At 62.0% G+C, this 19,351-nt stretch carries 20 protein-coding genes and 2 pseudogenes; 12 read left to right on the top strand and 10 right to left on the bottom strand.

The window, feature by feature from the left end; translation table 11 throughout:
* Positions 1–64: 64 nt before the first annotated feature.
* Both CTEST_RS00350 and CTEST_RS13185 read right to left on the bottom strand, forming a co-directional pair.
* A complete protein-coding gene (locus CTEST_RS00350; protein ID WP_144413180.1) occupies positions 65–301 on the bottom strand; it encodes a hypothetical protein in 237 nt (78 codons plus the stop codon).
* Positions 302–866: 565 nt separating this feature from the next.
* Positions 867–1,122, bottom strand: a pseudogene (locus tag CTEST_RS13185) (transposase); the annotation flags it as partial.
* A 206-nt stretch (positions 1,123–1,328) separates the two neighbouring features.
* Between CTEST_RS13185 and CTEST_RS13805 the strand changes: the two are divergent.
* Positions 1,329–1,951 (top strand): annotated as a pseudogene (locus CTEST_RS13805) (IS3 family transposase); the annotation flags it as partial.
* Positions 1,952–2,175: 224 nt separating this feature from the next.
* Here the strand turns inward: CTEST_RS13805 and CTEST_RS00335 are convergent.
* Positions 2,176–2,355, bottom strand: a complete 180-nt coding sequence (locus CTEST_RS00335; RefSeq protein ID WP_047252041.1) for an antitoxin — start codon at positions 2,353–2,355, stop codon at positions 2,176–2,178.
* A 66-nt stretch (positions 2,356–2,421) separates the two neighbouring features.
* Between CTEST_RS00335 and CTEST_RS00330 the strand changes: the two genes are divergently transcribed.
* Positions 2,422–3,351 (top strand): alpha/beta hydrolase, encoded by a 930-nt coding sequence (locus CTEST_RS00330; RefSeq protein WP_083985643.1) that lies wholly within the window; start codon positions 2,422–2,424, stop codon positions 3,349–3,351.
* Between the two features lie 104 nt (positions 3,352–3,455).
* On the opposite strand, the gene bsaP is transcribed toward CTEST_RS00330, so the two are convergent.
* Complete coding sequence (gene bsaP, locus CTEST_RS00325) at positions 3,456–3,695, bottom strand: biotin synthase auxiliary protein BsaP (RefSeq protein WP_047252039.1); 240 nt, start codon at positions 3,693–3,695, stop codon at positions 3,456–3,458.
* Positions 3,696–4,691, bottom strand: a complete 996-nt coding sequence (bioB, locus tag CTEST_RS00320) for a biotin synthase BioB (RefSeq protein WP_047252038.1) — start codon at positions 4,689–4,691, stop codon at positions 3,696–3,698.
* Between the two features lie 272 nt (positions 4,692–4,963).
* Here bioB and CTEST_RS00315 point away from each other — a divergent pair, with 272 nt between their 5' ends.
* Genes CTEST_RS00315 through CTEST_RS00295 form a run of 5 tightly spaced genes read left to right on the top strand, consistent with a single transcriptional unit; the run spans position 4,964 to position 9,522 of the window.
* Complete coding sequence (locus CTEST_RS00315) at positions 4,964–5,788, top strand: MetQ/NlpA family ABC transporter substrate-binding protein (protein WP_047252037.1); 825 nt, start codon at positions 4,964–4,966, stop codon at positions 5,786–5,788.
* A complete protein-coding gene (locus tag CTEST_RS00310) occupies positions 5,785–6,804 on the top strand; it encodes a methionine ABC transporter ATP-binding protein (RefSeq protein ID WP_047252036.1) in 1,020 nt (339 codons plus the stop codon). The genes CTEST_RS00315 and CTEST_RS00310 overlap by 4 nt, the downstream gene beginning before the upstream one ends.
* A complete protein-coding gene (locus CTEST_RS00305) occupies positions 6,801–7,472 on the top strand; it encodes a methionine ABC transporter permease (protein WP_047252035.1) in 672 nt (223 codons plus the stop codon). The genes CTEST_RS00310 and CTEST_RS00305 overlap by 4 nt, the downstream gene beginning before the upstream one ends.
* A gap of 29 nt (positions 7,473–7,501) precedes the next feature.
* Positions 7,502–8,830 carry a M20/M25/M40 family metallo-hydrolase gene (locus tag CTEST_RS00300; RefSeq protein ID WP_047252034.1) on the top strand — a complete coding sequence of 443 codons (1,329 nt, stop codon included), beginning with the start codon at positions 7,502–7,504 and terminating at the stop codon, positions 8,828–8,830.
* A 29-nt stretch (positions 8,831–8,859) separates the two neighbouring features.
* A complete protein-coding gene (locus CTEST_RS00295) occupies positions 8,860–9,522 on the top strand; it encodes a lipocalin family protein (protein ID WP_047252033.1) in 663 nt (220 codons plus the stop codon).
* Here the strand turns inward: CTEST_RS00295 and CTEST_RS00290 are convergent.
* On the bottom strand, positions 9,519–10,703 hold the full coding sequence (locus tag CTEST_RS00290) for an MFS transporter (protein ID WP_047252032.1): 1,185 nt from the start codon (positions 10,701–10,703) through the stop codon (positions 9,519–9,521). The two genes, CTEST_RS00295 and CTEST_RS00290, sit on opposite strands and share 4 nt — an antisense overlap.
* 101 nt (positions 10,704–10,804) lie before the next feature.
* Between CTEST_RS00290 and CTEST_RS00285 the strand changes: the two genes are divergently transcribed.
* The 5 genes from CTEST_RS00285 to CTEST_RS00265 all read left to right on the top strand — a co-directional run bounded on the left by CTEST_RS00285 (position 10,805) and on the right by CTEST_RS00265 (position 16,473).
* Positions 10,805–11,833 carry an ABC transporter substrate-binding protein gene (locus CTEST_RS00285; RefSeq protein WP_047252031.1) on the top strand — a complete coding sequence of 343 codons (1,029 nt, stop codon included), beginning with the start codon at positions 10,805–10,807 and terminating at the stop codon, positions 11,831–11,833.
* An 18-nt stretch (positions 11,834–11,851) separates the two neighbouring features.
* Positions 11,852–13,462, top strand: coding sequence for an ABC transporter permease (locus CTEST_RS00280; protein WP_047252030.1), 1,611 nt, complete (start codon positions 11,852–11,854; stop codon positions 13,460–13,462).
* Between the two features lie 5 nt (positions 13,463–13,467).
* Entirely contained in the window at positions 13,468–14,511 is a 1,044-nt protein-coding gene (locus CTEST_RS00275) for an ABC transporter ATP-binding protein (RefSeq protein ID WP_047252029.1), read from the top strand.
* Positions 14,512–14,569: 58 nt separating this feature from the next.
* Entirely contained in the window at positions 14,570–15,322 is a 753-nt protein-coding gene (locus CTEST_RS00270; protein ID WP_236686107.1) for an SGNH/GDSL hydrolase family protein, read from the top strand.
* A gap of 179 nt (positions 15,323–15,501) precedes the next feature.
* A complete protein-coding gene (locus CTEST_RS00265) occupies positions 15,502–16,473 on the top strand; it encodes an Abi family protein (RefSeq protein ID WP_158408136.1) in 972 nt (323 codons plus the stop codon).
* 131 nt (positions 16,474–16,604) lie between these two features.
* On the opposite strand, the gene CTEST_RS00260 is transcribed toward CTEST_RS00265, so the two are convergent.
* The 4 genes from CTEST_RS00260 to CTEST_RS00245 are packed head-to-tail and all read right to left on the bottom strand — an operon-like array spanning position 16,605 to position 19,340.
* A complete protein-coding gene (locus CTEST_RS00260; RefSeq protein WP_047252027.1) occupies positions 16,605–16,820 on the bottom strand; it encodes an OB-fold domain-containing protein in 216 nt (71 codons plus the stop codon).
* A gap of 4 nt (positions 16,821–16,824) precedes the next feature.
* Entirely contained in the window at positions 16,825–17,982 is a 1,158-nt protein-coding gene (locus CTEST_RS00255; protein WP_047252026.1) for a thiolase domain-containing protein, read from the bottom strand.
* The gene (locus CTEST_RS00250; RefSeq protein WP_047252025.1) at positions 17,979–18,632 is read right to left on the bottom strand and encodes a CoA transferase subunit B; all 654 of its coding nucleotides are present in this window, start codon (positions 18,630–18,632) and stop codon (positions 17,979–17,981) included. Before CTEST_RS00250 ends, CTEST_RS00255 begins: the two co-directional genes overlap by 4 nt.
* Positions 18,633–18,635: 3 nt before the next feature.
* Positions 18,636–19,340 (bottom strand): CoA transferase subunit A, encoded by a 705-nt coding sequence (locus tag CTEST_RS00245; protein WP_047252024.1) that lies wholly within the window; start codon positions 19,338–19,340, stop codon positions 18,636–18,638.
* Positions 19,341–19,351 lie beyond the last annotated feature (11 nt).

The following is a 19,351-nucleotide window of genomic DNA, read 5'->3' as shown; positions in this document are numbered from 1 at the left end:
CGGAGATGTCCCTCTTGCAGGCGCCGAATCAAGCCAATTGAGCTCGAGTCTCGGAAGCAAAGCTTCAGAATCCCATCCCGGTACCCAGCTGCTCCTCGGATCTGATGGAAAAACTCGAGCAACGACCACGGTAAGTGAACCAGGCGTCCAGGGCAAGAAGGTAGAACTTCTTCCCGATGATCGACTCGAAGTCACCGAAGGCGGCCAGGAGGCCCATATTGTCAACGCGGATGAAGACGTTGTGGGGATTGTCGAGGCGCCCCGCCTGGTCGCTGAGGACGGAACTCAAAAGGAAGCTCACTTCGTAGTCTATGGTGACTTGCTGACTCTGCAGGCCCAGCAAGACGGAATTCAGTTCAGGTCCTGTACCAGGTCCGAAGTCGGGAAGTGGACATACCGGGTCGGCGCGGCTGGCGTGTGGGCAGAAGACAACATCACCTTTAATGGTGTCTGCTAGGCATGACTCGATCGAATGAGAAAAACCGGTTCATGGACGGAAAAACGGTGATCAAAGCCTTCGCATCGTTCGTCGTGGGAGTTCTCGCCTACTGTGCGATCATTGCTCCCCTGACAAATGAAGGGAGCTACGGATCGGTTGTTTTCGAAAAACTCACGAGTATCGGGATCGCTTACACAGCAATTGCAATCGTGCTTTGTGCAATCTGGCTAGCCGCAATCGCGCTAATTAAAAAGAAGCGATAGACCCTTAACGGTGCCCTTAGTTGGATTAGGGAGATCCCGCCTTCCTCCTGATGTGTTGTCCAAAGCTAGAAAGCATCATCGCGGCAGGCGTCGGGATGATGCTTTCCCGTCTTTCGGTATCCCTTTCGCTGGCCAACAATGAATGGAAACTGACTCTTCCGGTTTTAGAGTGCGTTGATCCGCCCTTGTAGCTGCCCAGAATGAATGAGGCACCGCAAGATGTAGTGGTCCAGGTTCGAAAAACCCCAACGCAATCCCACGTAGATGTTCCAGCCGGCCGTTGATCGCCTCGACCGGCCCGTTCGACGCCCCAACATCGAAGTACGCCAGCACATCCTCACGTCGACGCCACAACGTCCGCCACAGCTGAGCAAGCTCCTCCAGACCCGTCGGCACGCCCTTGCGGATCGTGTTGATCAGTAGAGCGGGTCATCGCTTCGGCCCCGACGCCCAGTCATTTCACCTGACTTAGTCCGATTTAGTCACGAATTTTTGGAATTCGATCAATAACCGCCACAACCTCCGCCGGGACCGGGGGCTGGGCAGACTGTCTATGCGCAGTCCCCGGTCCCTGTTGAGGTCGAGGAGATCCTGGATAAGCTTCCTCGCCTGTCTGACTAAATTGGCCTAGGTCAGGTAAGACGGTGGCTAAGGCGATGCGTCGGATGGTGTTCGAAGGGATCTCACCTAGGTCGTGGGTGCCGGTGGCCACGACCCGGGCCACGGCGACCCATAACATTGCTGACCGGGTCAGACGCGACTACGACACTGGGCAGCTGAACAAGGTTTGGATCTTTAGACATCACCTATCTGCGCACCGCAGAAGGGTGGCTGTACCTGCGCGCGATCCGGGATGGGTATTCCCGCCGGGTGTTGGGCTGTGCAATGGACTCGACCCAGACCACTGATCTGGTCGAACACGCTCTACGGATGGCCCACACCCTGCGCGGGGATGTACCCGAAGGGGTTGTTTTTCATGCCGACCGTGGCACGCAATTCACTAGTGCCCAGCTCTACCGTGTGTGTCAGGAACTTGAGGTCGCACAGTCCGTCGGGCGTACTGGGGTGTGTTTTGATAATGCGATGGCTTCAGTCGTTTTGGTCGACGCTCAAGACCGAGTTCTACAGCAGAAGGTCATGGGCTTCGAGAGATCAGGCTCGTCGTGAAGTGGCTCGGTGGATTGAGGTTTTCTACAACCGGCAGCGTCGGCATTCCTCGATTGCTAACCGGTCGCCGGTTGTTTTCGAGAATGCTTACCTCCAGGCAGCGGTCGCCGCTGTGGAGAATGCAGCTTAGTCAACTGTCCGCGTTTTGCGGGCAACCCCAGACGACGAAGGGCTGCTCAAGTACACAGAATCGCGCACCGTCGCAGACCAACGTTTCTTGCCGCTGGCCGGTCCTTCGACCATGCCGAGGGAGCGCTACGCCTCGCTGTTAAGCCAGGCATTGCGCGTGGGTAAACGCTTCTTGCGCTAGTTCTTGTCGCCCAGCTTCTCGTCCACTGCATCGCGAGCCGAACGGATCTTGTCCGCCTTATCCTCGCCGAGCTTGTCGGTGGCGAACTTCTCCACCTTATCCAGCACCTGGTCAGTGCTCTCCTCGTTGTTGAGGAACTCGCCGGCCTTGGCCTTTGCCTTATCGATGAAGCTCATGATTGTCCTTTCGGTAGACGTCTATAACAATCTACCCCGGATTACCCCTGCAATATGCTCGGATTCATGAACACTCGCACCCCTTTTGATCCCGAGCTCATTGCCCTCCTCGGCACCGAACCCCCGTCCACTCTGGACGCCGCTTCGCTTCACGACGCCCGCGCCGCCATGGCCACCCCATCCTCCACCGTGCTGCCCGTCGCCACTTCCCTCGGCCTGGTTCATGAGACCGTCGAAGGGCCAGTGGAAATGTCCCTGTTTCATCCTGCTGAGCTGCGCGACGACGCCCCGATCTTCCTCTGGATTCACGGCGGCGGCCAAATCATGGGCACCCGCTTCAACGACATCATCGACTACGAGATCCTCCACCTCGCCGCCGAGATCGGCGTCCTGGTCATCGCCCCGGAATACCGACTAGCGCCCGAGCACCCCGGCCCGGCAGGCGTCGAGGATTGTTATTCGGCGCTGCTGTGGGCTGCCGAGAACTACCCCGGCCGACGCATCCTCGTCGGCGGCGTCTCCGGGGGCGGCGGCCTGGCAGCCGGCACCTGCCTGCTCGCGCGCGACCGCGGCGAGGTCACCGTCGACTCCCAGCTTCTGGCCTGCCCCATGCTCGACGACCGCCACCTCACCCCCTCCTCCCAGCTCTTCGCCGGAGCCAATGCCCGCATCTGGCCGCGGGAAAAGAGCGAATTCGCCTGGGACGCGGTGCTGGGCCACGGCCACGAGAGCCGCGACGTCTCCCCCTACCTCGCTCCCGCCCGCGCCACAGACCTCGCGGGGCTGCCCCCGACATTCATCGACGTCGGCGACTCCGAGGTGTATCGCGACGAGTGCATCGCCTACGCTGCACAGCTGCTGGCCAGCGGTGTTCCCACCGAGCTGCACGTCTGGCCCGGCGGCTTCCACGTCTTTGATGCAATCTTCCCGGCGGCCGATGTGTCCCGCCGGGCACGCTTTGCGCGCCGAGAGTGGCTGCGCTGGCGGTTGAGCTAGGGGCCGAGTGCCAAAATTCTCTAGAATGCGCAGGGCGGATTTTTCTGACCTGGGAAAACGCTTGGTCGTACGATTCATTCTAGAGAATTTTGGCACCCCAACTTCTAGCGATCCAGCAGCGTCGAATCCAGCTCCCCGTGACGCGAACACTCCGCGTGCCACCCAGTGGGCCGAATCTGCACCTTCATACGGCGACCACACAACTGGCAGTAGCGCGGCGGCTCAAGACCAGCGGCCGCGCCAACCGACAACGGCCGCTCCTCATCGACGCCGATTTCCGCGCCGGTGTTGGGGTGAAACACCGGGGCTTCGCCGGTGAGGACAGCAGCGGCGAGTTCGTCCATCTAGATGACCTTGCCCACGACCTTGATCGGGATACGCAGGCCCTCAAGCATGTCGAGGTCATCTTCCTGCGGACGACCCAGCGTGGTCAGGTAATTGCCGACGATGAGCGCATTGGCCCCGCCCTTCAAGCCCTGCTCGACTCCGAGGTCACCGAGGGTGAGCTCGCGGCCACCACCGAAACGCAGGGTGGCCTTGGGCATAGCCAACCGCAACATGGCGGTGGCCTTGAGGGCCTCGGCGGCGTCGATAAGCGGGCGATCCGCAAACGGCGTGCCGGGGCGCGGATCGAGGAAGTTGATCGGGACCTCCTCCGGTGCGAAATCCGCGAGCTGGACTGCGAACTCGGCGCGCTGGGCGAGGGACTCGCCCATGCCGAGGATGCCGCCGGAGCAAACCTCAATGCCGGCCTCGCGGATGAGCTCGAGGGTGCGGTGGCGCTCATCCCACGTGTGGGTCGTGGCGACGCGCGGGAAGAAGGAGCGCGAGGACTCGAGGTTGTGGTTGTAGCGCTTGACGCCGGCCGCCTTGAGGCGATCCACCTGCTCCTTGGTGAGAATGCCCACCGACACGGAGACGTGGATATCCACCTCTGCGTAGACGGCGGCGACGGCCTCCTCCAGCTGAACCATGAGGCGCTCATCGGGACCCTTGACGGCAGCGACGATACAGAACTCAGTAGCGCCAGACTTCTGGGTCTGCTTCGCAGCCTCCACCAGCTCAGCGACATCGAGCTGGACGGAACGCACCGGCGACTCAAACAGGCCGGACTGCGAACAGAAATGGCAATCCTCCGGGCAGCCGCCGGTCTTGAGCGAGATGATGCCCTCGATTTCCACCTCCTCGCCACACCAGCGCAGACGGACCTGGTGCGCGAGGTCGAGGAGCTCAGGGAGCGCCTCATCGGGCAGCTCGAGGATGGCGAGAAGTTCAGCTTCAGACAGGCCTTCGCCCTTTTCGAGGGCTACAGCGCGGGCGGTGTCGAGGATGGCGGTCATTGGTCGTCAATCTCCTAGGGCTTGAACGTTGTTCAAACAGTCTAGCCGCTGCCGCTGAACGGCGTTCAGACGGGGATGGCTTACGCGCCTTTCCCCTGACTGGGCGGGGACTTAATATTCGCCCGGATCTGAGGGCTCATTCCCATATCGTGCAGGGCAGAGAAGCGGTTGGGGTGGCAAGTCTCACAAAAAGAACCTATCTGTCTTTTATTTGTAGACAGATAGGTCTACGGTGGCGTTGTCAGCACCATTCCGACCCCAAGGGGCTTCCCATGAAACTCACCCGCACCCTCGGCGCCGTCGCAGGCGTCCTCGCCCTCACTCTTGGCCTCACGGCGTGCACCGGCGGCGATAGCGCCGACGACCAGACGATTCGGGTGGGAACTTCTCCCGGCCCCTACTCCGTCCTTTTCAAGGAGGGAATTGATCCCATTCTCACCTCCGAAGGCTGGACGATTGAGTACACAGACTTCTCTGATTTGCAGCAGGCTGATACGGCCCTGCAAGAAGGATCCGTCGATCTAAACGTCGACCAGCACACGGCCTACATGGACGTCTTCAACCGGGAAAAGAAGGCCGACTTAGCCTCCATCACTGAGGTACCCACCGTCCCCGCGGGCCTGTACTCGGAGCGCCATGATTCGCTCGACCAGGTCGGCGATGGACAAACAGTTGGCATCCCACAGGACGCTTCCAACGCCTCACGCGCCTACAACATCTTGGCCGACGCTGGCTGGATCACCCTCAACCCCGATGCTGATCCGGCTTTGCTGGGCGAAAACGACATCGCGAGCAATCCTCACAACCTCGACATCCAAGTAATGGATTCCGCCACTATCCCCCGTGCACTCACTGACCTCGACTGGGGCGTCATCCCTGGCTCGATGAGCTACGCCTCCAAGGTCGATCCGAACCTGCAATTGTTCCAAGAGACGTTGCGCCCAGAACTGATCCTTGTGGCTGCTACTCGCGCCGATCAGGTGGATTCGGAATGGGCACAGGCCGTGGCTAGTGCCTACCGTAGCCCCGAGTTTCTCTCCTTCGTCGAGGCGGAAAACGTGAACAGCTACTGGTTCATTCCGGAATCCCTCAAGTGACCCCGTCCGCCGTCAGTTTCCACCAGGTCAGCCGCACGTACGGGGACATTACCGCGCTCGATGGAATCACTTTTGAGGTTCCCCGTGGGTCAATCTTCGGCGTCGTTGGCACTTCGGGAGCAGGTAAATCAACACTCCTGAGAACGGTGAATGGCTTGGAAAAGCCCACCTCAGGCACCGTCACCGTCTTAGGCAACCAGCCCGTGGATCTAGGCCGGCGCGATCTGCGGAGGCTCCGACGAGACGTGTCGATGATCTTCCAGCACTACAACCTGCTGGGATCAAAGACCGTCGCCGAGAACGTCGGCATGCCCTTGGTCCTCGCCGGGCTAAAACAAGGTGAGATTTCTACCAAGGTCACTGAGGCTCTCGAGCGGGTGGGGCTCGCAGATCGCGCCGATCACAAGCCGAGACAGCTGTCGGGCGGGCAACGCCAACGGGTAGGTATCGCCCGCGCGCTGGTTACCGACCCCAAAGTCCTGCTCTGTGATGAGCCCACCAGTGCTCTTGATCCCCTGACCACGTCGCAGATCCTCGACTTGCTGCTCAACATCAATGAGGAGCTGGGCATAACGATTCTCATCATTACGCACCAGATGGACGTCATTGCACGGATCGCCGATGACGTCGCGGTACTTGAAGCAGGTCGTCTCATTGAAAAGGGTCCGGTTGATCAGGTATTCGCGCACCCTCAAGAAGCGTTAACAAGGCGCTTTGTGGGCACGGTGGTCCCCCAACGCCTACCCGAGCACGTGCTCCAGGAAGTGCGCCACGGTACCGGTGGTGTGCTCGTCCGGCTCGTGCATACCGGCGGGGCCGCGCGGACGGTGATGCGGGACGTCGAGAAGCAATTTGGTGTCGACGTGGCCCTCATTAACGCCTCAGACACCCTCCTGCGCCACTCGACGGTAGGCACGATGGTGCTAGCAATATCGGGCCCACCGGAAGGTGTATCCCACGCAATGACGTGGATGAATAACCAGAATGGACTCAGCCTGGAGGTATTGCCGGAATGAACCTCACCGACCTTTTTGATACTCGGGTCACCGGTGCTCAATATGTCGACGCCGCACAAGAGACTCTGTACATGGTGGGCATTTCACTGTTCATCGGCACACTCCTGGGGATTCCCTTGGCGTTACTCTTAGTCATTACTCGGCCGGGCGGCCTGAGACCGAGTCCGCTGATTTCAACAGCCACCAACCTCGTGGTCAACATCATTCGCTCTCTTCCCTTCATCATTTTGCTGGTGGCGATTGTTCCGCTGACCAGGCTGATTACTGGGACATCGATTGGTACGACCGCCGCACTCGTGCCACTGACCCTCTACATTGCGCCGTTCATTGCTCGCCTGATCGAGGCTTCGCTGCTCGAAGTGGATTCCGGCATCGTGGAGGCGGCGGAAGCGATGGGCGCCGGGCTGTGGCAGACCGTTCGCTACTTCCTGTTGCCGGAGGCTCGGGCGTCAATCATCTTGGCGCTCACCACCGCAACGGTGGGCTTGATCAGTGCGACCGCCATGGCCGGCACGATTGGTGGCGGCGGCGTCGGCGATCTGGCCATCACATACGGCTATCAACAATTCGATTCGGTTGCGATGTTGCTGACCGTTGTCATCCTCATCATCGTTGTGCAGGGGATTCAATCATTGGGCAATTGGCTCGCCCGGCGCGCTCGCGACTGATCAGCCGGGGGCCTGAGTAAGTTGGACGCATGGCTCTCTACGACGACACTCTCAGTCTCTTGCGCGAACTCATCCGGAATGCCTGCGTGAATGATTACACGCCGAGTTCGGGTCAGGAGGTGCGTAATGCGGACACGTTGGAGCGGTTCTTTGCTGATACTCCGGGCGTGACCATTGAGCGGTTTGAGTCGGCGCCGGGTCGGGTGAGCATCGTGGTTACCCTTCCAGGCACTGATCCGAATGCTGAGCCGTTGACGTTCCTGGGTCACACGGATGTCGTGCCGGTTGATGTCGATCGGTGGACGGTTGATCCTTTTGGTGCGGAGATCCGCGAGGGTCGTCTGTATGGCCGCGGGGCGATGGATATGTTGTTCATTACTGCTGCTCAGGCTGCTGTGCTTCGTGATGCCGCCCGCACCGGCCGCCCGACCGGCACCCTCACGTTTGTGGGCGTGGCGGATGAGGAGTCGCGCGGCACCCTTGGTGCTAAGTGGCTGTCGGAGGAGCATCCGGAAGCATTTTCGTGGCGCAATTGCCTGTCTGAGACGGGTGGTTCGCACTTGCCGATCGCGGACGGTTCCGATGCCCTCGTCCTTGTCGTCGGCGAGAAGGGCGCAGCTCAGCGCCGTTTGCATGTGTCCGGCGATGCCGGCCACGCGTCGAATCCTTTTGGTCGGGAGTCGGCGGTCGCAAACATCGCCGAGGTGGCGCGTCGCATTTCGCTTATCGACGTCCCCGTGTCCCACGACCCCCTCTGGCAGGGCTTCGTGCAGGCCTTCCGCTTCTCCCCCGAGGTGGAAGAGTCCCTACTGGCGGGCACCGACGATACCGCCTTCGAGCATTTCGGCGACCTCAAGCGCTACGCCCACGCCCTCTCGCGGCTGACCATCGCGCCGACGATCCTGCGCGCGGGTTCCGCCATCAACGTCTTGCCCTCGTCGGCGACCCTGGACTTGGACATCCGCCCGTTGCCTGGCACGACTCAGGACGATGTGGATGCCGTCCTCACCGAGGCCCTCGGCGACCTAGCCCCGAGCGTGCGGATCGAGAGGCTTATCTCCGAACCGGCGACGGTGTCCCCCACCTCCGGCCCACTTTTTGATGCCCTTATTGACACTTTCGACGAGTTCTTCCCCGGAGTTCCCGTCGTCCCGACCGTCGCCGCGGGCGGCTCTGACCTGCGCTTTGCCCGCCAGCTCGGTGGGACGGGCTACGGGTTCGCCCTCCACGCCCGCGAGCGCACCTTGGGCGATGTGTTCCACCTGCTCCACCACCACGATGAGTACATCGAACTCGAAGACTTGGACCTCACGGTGCAGGCGTACCGCTCGTTGGTGCGCCGCTTCTGTGGCGTCTAGCAGGCACCCGACAACCGAAAGGCTTGACCATGCGATCCATCCGCACCACCTTGCTTGCCCTGGCCACTGCCGCTCTTCTGCTCCCTGGCCTCGCCCCAACGGCCAGCGCCCAGGACATCACCGATGGCGGTCGTCTGCTGGGCGGTTCCTCCAACCTCGTGCCCCAGGGTTCGAGCGTCGCCCCCGAGTTGTCCCAGGTCGAGGATGTGGACCCGGAGCGCTACATGGGCTTGTGGTACCAGGTCGCGGCCATTCCGCAGCCTTTCACCCTGCAATGCACCCATGACACGACGGCGGAGTATGCGCTTATCGATGACTCCACCGTCAGCGTCCGCAACTTCTGCGGCTCCCACTTCAGCTCCGATTCCGCCATCGAGGGCACCGCGACGATCCGCGACACCGACACCAACGCTTCTCTCCGCGTGAACTTCCCCGGCGTGCCTTTCCAGGACGACAACGGCCCGGTCAACTACCGCATCACCTACCTGGCCGAGGACTACTCCCTGGCCATCGTCGGCGATCCGCAGCGCCGCTCCGGCTTCGTGCTCAGCCGCACCCAGAGCCTCAGCGCTGAGCAGTGGTCGCTGGTGAACCAGACGGTGAGCAATCGTGGTTGGTGGCCCTGTGCTTTCCTCACGGTGCCGATGGCCGAAGGCCGGCGCGACGTGGCGCCGGTGTGCACGCTGGGTTAAGCGCGGCGTCGTAAAGCAGCCGTGAACACGGTGACGGCGGTGATGAGGACGAGGACCATCCCCGCCATCGCTGGCATGCCCAGCATGGACACCACCGGCCCGGCGACGACCCCGCCGAGTGCGCCGGTGAGGTTCATGAGCAGGTCACTGCGCCCCTGCAGGCCCGCCTTGTACTCCGGCGGGGCCGCGGTGGCCACGACCGCCGAGGACCCCACCAACGTCGCCGACCACCCCAGCCCGAGCAGCGCAAGCGCCACCACCACGATCGTCTCGTTGCCCGCCCAAAACACCAGGAGCAGGGCCGATACCAGCGTGATTGCCACGCCCAGCAGCATCGTCTGCCTGGCCCCCACCTTGTCCGCGAGGTAACCAAACACCGGCGCCAGGCCAAACATGCCGCCAACGTGGAATGAAATCGTCAGCCCGATGAGCGTGAACGACGCCCCGTGCGAGTGCATGTGCACGGCGGTCATGGACATGATGGCGATCATCGCGAAGTGGCTAAACGCATTCGTCACAATCGCCGACAGCACCACCGGATGCTCCCCCAACTTCACCTTCGGCAACGCCGTCGCGCGCGCTACCACCGGCGTCGGCTGCGGCCTGAGCATCACTTGCAGCACGAGGATGGCGATCCACTGCGCCGCGATACACACCACGTACGCGCCGGCGTAATTCGCCAGCCCCAGCGCCGCACCCAAGACTTCCGTCGGGCCAAAGAGGTTAGGCCCAAGGACCGCGCCAATCGTCGTCGACCACACCACCAGCGAAATATCGCGCCCCTTGTGCTCCTCACTGGCGATATCCGCCGCCGCGAACCGCGACTGCAAATTCATCGCCACGGCCGCACCGAGGAAGAAAAACCCCACCAACAAAAACCCAAAGATCCGGGTCTGCGCCCCCAGCATCGCCGACAGCGCCCCCACCGATCCCAGTGCCAAACCAGTGCTTAACGACGCCCTCCTCCCCCGCCGCTCCACAATCCTCGCCAACGGCACGGCCCACAGGCCCGCGCCGATCGTAGTCACCGTCGACGCCGCCCCACCCCACGCCGGGCCCGCCATGTCCGCAGCCAAGATCGCGCCCATGGAAAAAGTAACGCCGTGCGCCAGGCCAGCCATGATCTGGGCAATCATGAGCGCAGTGAGGACGCGGCGCCGGGAAGCGACGTTTTCGGCCATGGGGCCACCCTAGTTGGCGACGTGTCATTCGTGCTGCGCGGAGAGGCGAACCGTGGGAGTCTATGAGAGTTAAAATCATCACCCAGGAAAAGAGAACCGATATGTCCAGCCGCCGCCTGCTAGCAACCGCACTCGCCGTCGGTGCTTCCTCCGCGTTATTCGTCGCCTGTGGCGAACCTTCCGAAGGTACCTCCGAGGTTGCCTCCGCTGAGGCCACCACGATTACGGTGTACACCTCCGAACCCGAGGAAAAGGTCGATGAGATCAACGCGGCATTCGAAGCCGCCAACCCGGACATCAAGGTCTCCGTGTACCGCGCTGGCACCGGTGACCTCAATGCGCGCATCGCCGCGGAAAAACAGTCCGGCACCATCGAGGCCGATGTGCTGTGGGCGGCCGACGCCGCAACGTTTGAAAGCTACAAGGCTGAGGGCGACCTGGCTACCTTGCAGGACGTGGACACCAGCGCCCTCATCAACGAGGCCGTAGATGCCGACAACGCGTACGTGGGCACCCGCATCATTCCCACCGTCATTGCCTACAACACCTCCGTTATTGAAGCCGCTGACGCACCGCAGTCGTGGGCCGACCTCGTTGATCCGAAGTACGCTAACCAGCTGGTCCTCCCCGACCCGGCCGTCTCGGGGGCGGCGGCTTTTAACGCCTCGGTGTGGAAGAACGATTCTCAGCTCGGCGAATCCTGGATTACTGCGCTGGGGGACAATCGCCCGATGATCGCCCAGTCGAATGGCCCGACTTCGCAGGAGATCGCGGGCGGTGGGCACCCGGTGGGCATCGTCGTTGATTACTTGGTGCGTGACTTGGCTGCGGCGGGTTCCCCGATCGAGGCCGTGTACCCCACGGAGGGCGCGCCCTACATCACCGAGCCTGCGGGAGTGTTCTCCACCTCGACGAAGAAGGAAGCGGCGGAACGCTACATCAACTTCCTGCTCTCTGAGGAAGGGCAGAAGATCGCCGTCGAGCAGGCCTACCTGCCGGTCCGCGAGGACGTGGGAACTCCGGAAGGTACCCCTCCGCTGTCGGACATCGCGCTGATGACCCCAGATTTGGCTGTGGTCACCGCGGATAAGGATGCCGCCGTGTCGTCGTTCCAATCGGCCATGAACTAGCAGTTACCGAAGTTTTTCATGCGCCTTTTCTCTTCCCTCTCGCTCGCCCGCGGCGGCGTGTGGCTGATCGTCCTCGGTGTGTTCATCACTCCGCTGGCACTCGTCGTTGGCTTGGCGCTGGGAGGAAATCACCTCCCCACCTTGGTGGACCAGGGGCTTGGGACTGCGGTGAAGAACTCGTTTTACACCACCGTCATCTCGGCGATCGGTGCGGTCGTCATGGGCACGGCCATCGCTGTGATCCTGGACCGCACCGACGCCCGTGGTGTGAAACCACTCCGGCTGTTGTTGCTGTCCCCGCTGCTCATTCCCCCGTTCATTGGGGCGATCGCGTGGTTGCAACTCTTCGGCCCGAACCAGGGGCTCAATCGTTTCTTCGGCAGGGAGATCTGGAATATCTACGGAGCGGACGGCGTGACGCTGTTGCTCATCGTGCATTCCTACCCGATCGTCTACGTGGTCATGTCCAGCGCCCTTCGTTCCATCCCCTCGGATATTGAGCAGGCAGCACGGATCAGCGGTGCCACCACCGGCACCGTCATTCGGACCATCACGCTGCCCCTCCTGCGGCCGGCCGTGCTCTCGGCGTTCACGCTGACCGCGGTGGCGAATCTGGCGGATTTTGGCATTCCCGCGCTGCTGGGTTCCCCGGCGCGCTTTGAAACCCTCGCGACGATGATCTACCGGTTCATGGAATCGGGGACGGTAAGCAACCCCTTGCAAACTGTTTCCACCATCGGCGTTGTCATCCTCTTTCTAGGAATCGGTGCGGTCATCGCTGATCACCTCGTCTCGCTGCATGCGGCCTCGTCGAAGTTGCACGACACCGGCGAGCCACTGCGCTTCCAGCTGGGAGCCGCTCGCTGGCCGGTCACCCTCGTGAGCTGGGCGGTCGGTCTCGCCATCACCCTCGGTCCCCTGCTCGGACTGGCCTACCGCGCCCTGCTGCCTGCGCCTGGCGTGCCTTTCACGTGGGAGACAATTTCTCTGGAGAACTTCCGCCGCGCCATGGTGAACCCGCGGGTGATCGAAGGCCTGAGCAACTCCCTCGTCTTGGCGGTTGGTGCGGCTGTCATCTGCGGCGTCCTCGGTTGGTTTATCGGCCTGTTGGTCACCCGGACCGAGTTCTTGGGCAACACGGCCCTGACCTTGACCATCTTGTTGCCCACCGCGCTACCCGGCCTCATCATCGGTGTCGGCTGGCTCATTCTGGGCCGCTACACCGGCATCTACAACACCATGTGGGTCATCCTCGGCGCGTACGTGTGCGCGTTCACCGCGATGGTGCTGCAAGCGGTGCGCGCGCCATTGCAAGGGACTCCCCTGGCCGTGGAGGAAGCCGCTCGCATCAGCGGAGCCGGACGCCTGCGAGCACTCCTCGACACCACGGGAGCGATGGCCATTCCCGCCGCCATCTCTGGGGCGGTACTCGTTGCCGTGACCGCCGTGCGGGAACTGACTGTTTCGATCCTGCTCATCGCCCCGGGCACCACGACCTTGGGCGTGCAAGTGTTCAACTTGCAGCAGGCTGGAAACTACAACCAGGCTTCCGCGCTGTCACTGATGTTCGCACTCATCGGCATCGTTGCCTTGTCCCTAACCGTTCGCAGCCCGTCATCCAGGAGCTGATTCCCGTGTCCTTTATTGATCTCACTGATGTCACCGTCACTTTCTCCGACGGGACGGTGGGCCTGGAGCGGGTGAACCTTGGCGTGCGCGAGCATGAGTTCATCGCCCTCATTGGCCCGTCGGGCTCGGGCAAGACGACGCTGCTGCGCACCGTTGCCGGTTTCCTTTCGCCTTCGCAGGGGCAGGTCACCGTCGCGGGACGTGATCTCACGCATGTGCCACCGGAAAAGCGCGGGATGGGCATGGTGTTTCAACAGCATGCGGTGTGGCCGCACATGACGGTGGCGCGGAACGTGGAGTACCCGCTGCGCCGCGCGGGCGTCGATAAGCAACGTCGACAGACGCTGGTGGACAGCATCCTTGACCTGGTGGGATTGGCGGGGTTCGGTGGGCGCCGTCCTGTCAGTTTGTCCGGCGGGCAGCGGCAGCGGGTGGCACTGGCCCGTGCCATCATCGCCGACCCCAGCGTGCTGCTTCTCGACGAAGCCCTCTCCGCCCTCGACGAGCCCCTACGCGACAGCTTGCGCCGCGAACTCGTCGCACTCACCCGCAGCGCGGGCCTGACCACCGTGCACGTCACGCACGATCGCGCGGAAGCTCTCTCGATCGCCGATCGCGTCGTCGTGCTTATCGACGGCCGCGTGCAGCAGGTCGCCGATCCCGCCACCCTCCTCCACCACCCGGCCACCCCAGGGGTGGCCTCCTTCATCGCCGATGCCACCCTGTTGGACGCGGTGGCCGACGGCGGGAGAATCTCCGCCCCGTCATTGGGTGTGAGCTGGGCAATCGATGACGTTGATCTGCAGGGTAGTCCTGGTTCTGATCTCCGCCTCGCCGTCTTGCCTGCCGCCGTCGATGTCCTGCCGGCCGGTACACCGGACGCCATTCCCGCCACCATCGCATCGGTGCTTTACGACGGCGGCGATTACAGCGTCACCCTGCAAACTCCCTCTCAACTGCGCTTCCGCGCCACCATGCGTGGTGAACGCCCCACCATCGGCGATGCCGTGACCCTGCGCATCCACCGCCCGTTGGCCTATGGTGCTTAAGGTGCGCTTTCCATTCGTTGTGATCCCCGCTGTGTTGTTAGCGAGTTGCAGCGCCCCGGTGCCCCTGGACATCCCCGACGACTTTGGGGTGTACGTGGCGCTCGGCGATTCCTTCGCCGCCATGGGCAGCGCCTCAGCCGACACCACCGGGCCAGTTGAGTGCTATCGATCCAGCGACAACTACCCATCCCTCGTGCTTTCCGATCCACTCATCGGTAGCGGCACCGACGCCACCTGCTCCAGCGCCCAAACCGCCGACGTGCTGGCAAACCAGATTGATACCCTCACGCCCGATACGAACCTGGTCACCCTCTCCATCGGCGGCAACGACATCCACTTCGGCGACATCGCCACCTGTTTCGCCGACATGATGCGCGGTAGTGAAGTTTCTTGCTCGTCAACACTTGAGGAAACGGTTACTACCCAGCTGGCCACACTGCCCGCCGACCTCGACCGCGTCTACACCGCCATCAACCAACGCAGCCCCGACGCAAGAACCATCACGACCGGCTACCTGCCACTACTGAGCACCGACGAAGTCTGCGCACCACTGGATCGCGTGCCACGTTCTGAAGTCGCGTGGGCCGTCTCCTTGACGGAGGAGATCAATTCGGTCGTCCGGGATGCGGCTGCCCGGCACGCCGCCACATTCGTCCTCCCCGAGAACGCCTTCGCCCACACCGTCTGCGCCGAACCATCAGAACGCTGGGCTGACGTCACGGGTGCCGAAACCGATGCCTATCCCATGCACCCGACTCCACTGGGTCAGAAGGAGATGGCCGCAGCGGTGCTGGCGGAGATCAGGGCTTGACCCCGACGTAGCGTCATAGTCAACCCATGGATGCCACTTGGTCTGAGCTCACGATTGCAAACATAGACCCAAGTGCCTCAACTACGAGTGGACAAGTGGCGAACCGATCGTCTACGATAATGGCAATCATTGAGCCCGCACCCGTACCCACGGGGAGCGGGCTTGATACATTTCTAACCATGACATCTCCTCCCCGCCCCCTGAAATCGTACAAGACGTACGACCAGCAGATAGCACTGCTTAGCAGCCGTGGCATGATCATCGGAGATCACCAATTCGCCACAAAGTGGCTCCAAGAGGCTGGCTACTATCGACTAAGCCTTTATACTCATCACTTTCGGGAAACCAATAGTCGCGGGAAGAAAGTAAATCGCTTTAGAAACGGCACTACCTTCGAGGATGTCGTCTCTTTGTATATTTTCGACCGAGAGTTACGGTATAGAGTCTTCTCAGGCATCGAAAAGATCGAGGTTGCACTACGCGCCCGCATGGCTTACCATCTCGGATTCTACGGCCCCGACGTGCATAAGGATGCAAGTCATTTTCGCTCCAAACCGGACTATTCGATCCTTCTTAAGACTTTCGATAACCGATTCAAACGTGCCTTAACGAGAAACGACGAAGTCGCAGTACACCACAAAAAGAACTACGGGGGCGAGCTCCCCATCTGGGTTCTCACCGATCTCCTAGATTTTTCTGATCTATCGAAGCTCTTTGCACAATTGAGGTCCGTCGACCAACGAGCAATCGCTAAGGGGTTCGGCCTGAATGATCCGCCAAAGAAGAGAGGCGGAAGGGCTACCAACCTCGCAGGTTGGCTCCACCAGCTTTCACTCGTGAGGAATTTTACCGCGCACCATGCACGTCTTTGGGACAGACAGTTCGGTGCCAAGGACGTGTCCGATGCTGAGCGAGTAAATGGCTATTTTGAGGGCTTTGGGAAGACACCTCAATCTACTGACATTTATGGTGTGCTGACGATCATGTCCTTTCTCCTGGAATCAATCGAAGGTCATATTGATTGGGCCAAAGATATGGCGGAGTTTCTCACATCTTCTTCCGAATGCCTGCCATCGAAATCACTAGCAGACATGGGCTTTCCCTCTAATTGGAACAGGCTTCACCCATGGTCTCCATCCAGAGCCAGATAGCTGCTGTCAGTTGAAAGGCTTGAGAGGATGCCAAATAGTTGTCGTACCTTTGTGGCCAGACTGATGTATCCGGAGAGCATGGCAGAAAAGTCACATCGAAACCACTTGTTTTCTCGAACGCTAAATAGCGCTCACCCCCGCAGCCGGTAATAAGCCCCGTGCTCATCCGGTGCTTCAAGCCGGTCAAGTTCATCACCGATGGCGATCTGGCGGCCGTCGGTGTAGCCGGAGACGCGGGCGGTTTCTAGAGTGCCGTCCTGGTCGACGATGGCCACGCAGTAGGGGGCGCCGTCGAATCCTTGGGGTGGGGTGCGGACGATGGTGTAGGTGAAGATGGTGGCTGACATGGGTTTACTCTCCCTCGAAGATGGTGACCACGCAGGTGCCGGCGGTGCCGCCCAGGTTGTGGGTGAGACCGATGGTGGGGGTGGTGACTTGGCGTTCGGCGGCGTCGCCACGCAGTTGAGTGATGATTTCGATGGCTTGGCTGATGCCGGTTGCGCCGACGGGATGGCCTTTGGCTTTGAGGCCGCCGGAGGTGTTGATGGGGATGTCGCCGTTGCGGGCGGTGCGGCCCTCGGCGACGGCGTCGCCGCCGCGGCCGGGTTCGAAGAAGCCGAGGTCCTCGGTGTTGATGATCTGGGTGATGGTGAAGCAGTCGTGGACTTCGGCGAGGTCGATGTCGGCGGGGGTGAGGCCTGCCTGTTCGTAGGCGGTGGCGGAGGCTTGGCGGGTGGCCTTGAAGCTGGTCTTCGTTGCTTTGCCATGGAGGGTGAGTGCGTCGCCGCCGTGGCCGACGCCGGTGATGCGTACTCCTCGTTTGCCCACCTCCGCCACGGGATCGGCGGTGAGAACAAGGAAGGCAGCGCCGTCGGTGACCAGAGAGCAGTCGTAGAGTCCGAGGGGGTCGGCGATGGCGGGCGCGGACAGCACCTTATCGACGTCGATCTGCTTGCGCAGTTGCGCATGCGGGTTGAGCAGGGCGTTGTCGTGGGATTGTACGGCGACCTGGGCCATCTCGCGGCGGACGTTGCGGTGTTCGTGGAAGTAGCGGTTGGCCACCATGGCGAAGAGGCCGGGGAAGGTGAGTCCGGAGTGTCCCTCGTAGGTGATGTCCATTGCGGAGGTGAGTGCTTCGGTGACCACGGCGGTGGATTGATGGGTCATCTTCTCCATGCCGCCGACGAGCACCACGTCGTGGATTCCGTAGCGGATGGCCTGGACGGCTTGGTGGAGGGCGAGGCCACCGGAGGCGCAGGCGCCTTCGATGCGGAAGGCGGGGACGTCGATAAGCCCAAGGGTTTCGGTCATAAGGGGGCCGAGGTGGCCCTGGCCGGTGAGGGTTTGGCCGGCGAAGTTGCCGATGTAGGCGGCGCCGATGCGGGCAGGGTCGATGCCGGATTCGGCGATGGCCTGGCCAGCGGCGTCGCGGATCATGTCGTGGAGGCTGCGGTCTGGGTAGCGGCCCATGGGTGTTTCGCCGATGCCGGCGACGTAGACGTCTCTCATGAGTTCTTCTCCTTGGTGGGGGCGAGCGTGAACGGTGCGCCGGTTTTCTCGCGGATCTCGTCCACGGTGACCCCGGGGGCGGCGTCGACAAGCACGAGTGCCCCGTCGACGATGTCGAAGACGGCGAGGTTGGTGATGATGCGGTCCACCACGCCCACCCCGGTGAGGGGGAGGGTGCACTCCTCGACGATCTTCGGGGTGCCATCTTTGGCGGTGTGGTCGGTGAGCACGACGACCCGCCGGGCGCCGGCGACGAGATCCATCGCCCCGCCCATTCCCTTGACCAGTTTGCCGGGGATTTTCCAATTGGCCAGGTCACCAGAGGCGGAGACCTCCATGGCGCCGAGGAATGCGGCCTTCATTTTCCCGGCGCGGATCATGCCGAAGGAGGTTGCAGAATCGAAGATCGACGCCCCGGGCAGCAGGGTGATGGTCTGTTTTCCGGCGTTGATGAGGTCGGGGTCTTCCTCCCCTTCGTAGGGGTTCGGGCCCATGCCGAGGATGCCGTTTTCGCTTTGGATGGTGACATTGACGCCGTCGGGAAGGTTATTGGCGATGAGGGTGGGGATGCCGATGCCGAGGTTGACGTAGTCGCCGTCGGCAAGCTCGCTGGCGGCGAGGGCGGCCATGTCGTTGCGGGTCCAAGTCATGGATCAGCCCTCCTTGAGGGGCGCGTGGGTGGATGGGGGCCGGGTGACCAGCACTTCGATCTGTGCGGGGATGGTTGCCTGCGTGACGTGGTGGACGAAGACGCTGGGGGTGTGGATATCGTCCGGGCCGAGATCACCCCGACCGACGAGGTTTTCGGCCTCGGCGAAGGTGACACGGCCGCATTCGGCGGCGACCGGGTTGAAGTTGCGGGCGGCCAGGCGATAGCGCAGGTTGCCATCGGGATCAGCCGTGTGCGCGTGCACGAGTGAGACATCGGCGATGATGGCGCGTTCCTGCACGTAAGTCTCACCGTCGAACTCGACGGTGGGTTTGCCCTCCGCGACTTCGGTGCCCACGCCGGTGCGGGTGTAGAAGGCGGCGATACCGGCGCCGCCCGCGCGCATCCGCTCAGCGAGGGTGCCCTGGGGAACCAGTTCAACGTCGACGCTGCCGTCAAGGTATTGCTGCATGAACAGCTTGTTCTCGCCGATGTAGCTGGCCAGAACGCGAGAGATTTGGCCCGTTTCCAGGAGGCGGCCGAGGCCAACACCGTCGATGCCGAGGTTGTTGGACACGACGGTGAGATCCCGGACGCCGGAATCCCGCACCATTTCGATGAGTGTGGCGGGGATGCCACAGAGACCGAAGCCGCCGACGGCGAGGGTCATGCCGTCGAAAAGCGAGTCTGTGAGCTTGTGCTCGAACATGGTGGAACCTT

Origin of the sequence: Corynebacterium testudinoris (genome assembly GCF_001021045.1) — a bacterium.
In the GTDB taxonomy this organism is placed as follows: domain Bacteria; phylum Actinomycetota; class Actinomycetes; order Mycobacteriales; family Mycobacteriaceae; genus Corynebacterium; species Corynebacterium testudinoris.
Note: the sequence above shows the minus strand (reverse complement) of the source record. Positions and strands in the feature narration are given on the sequence as shown.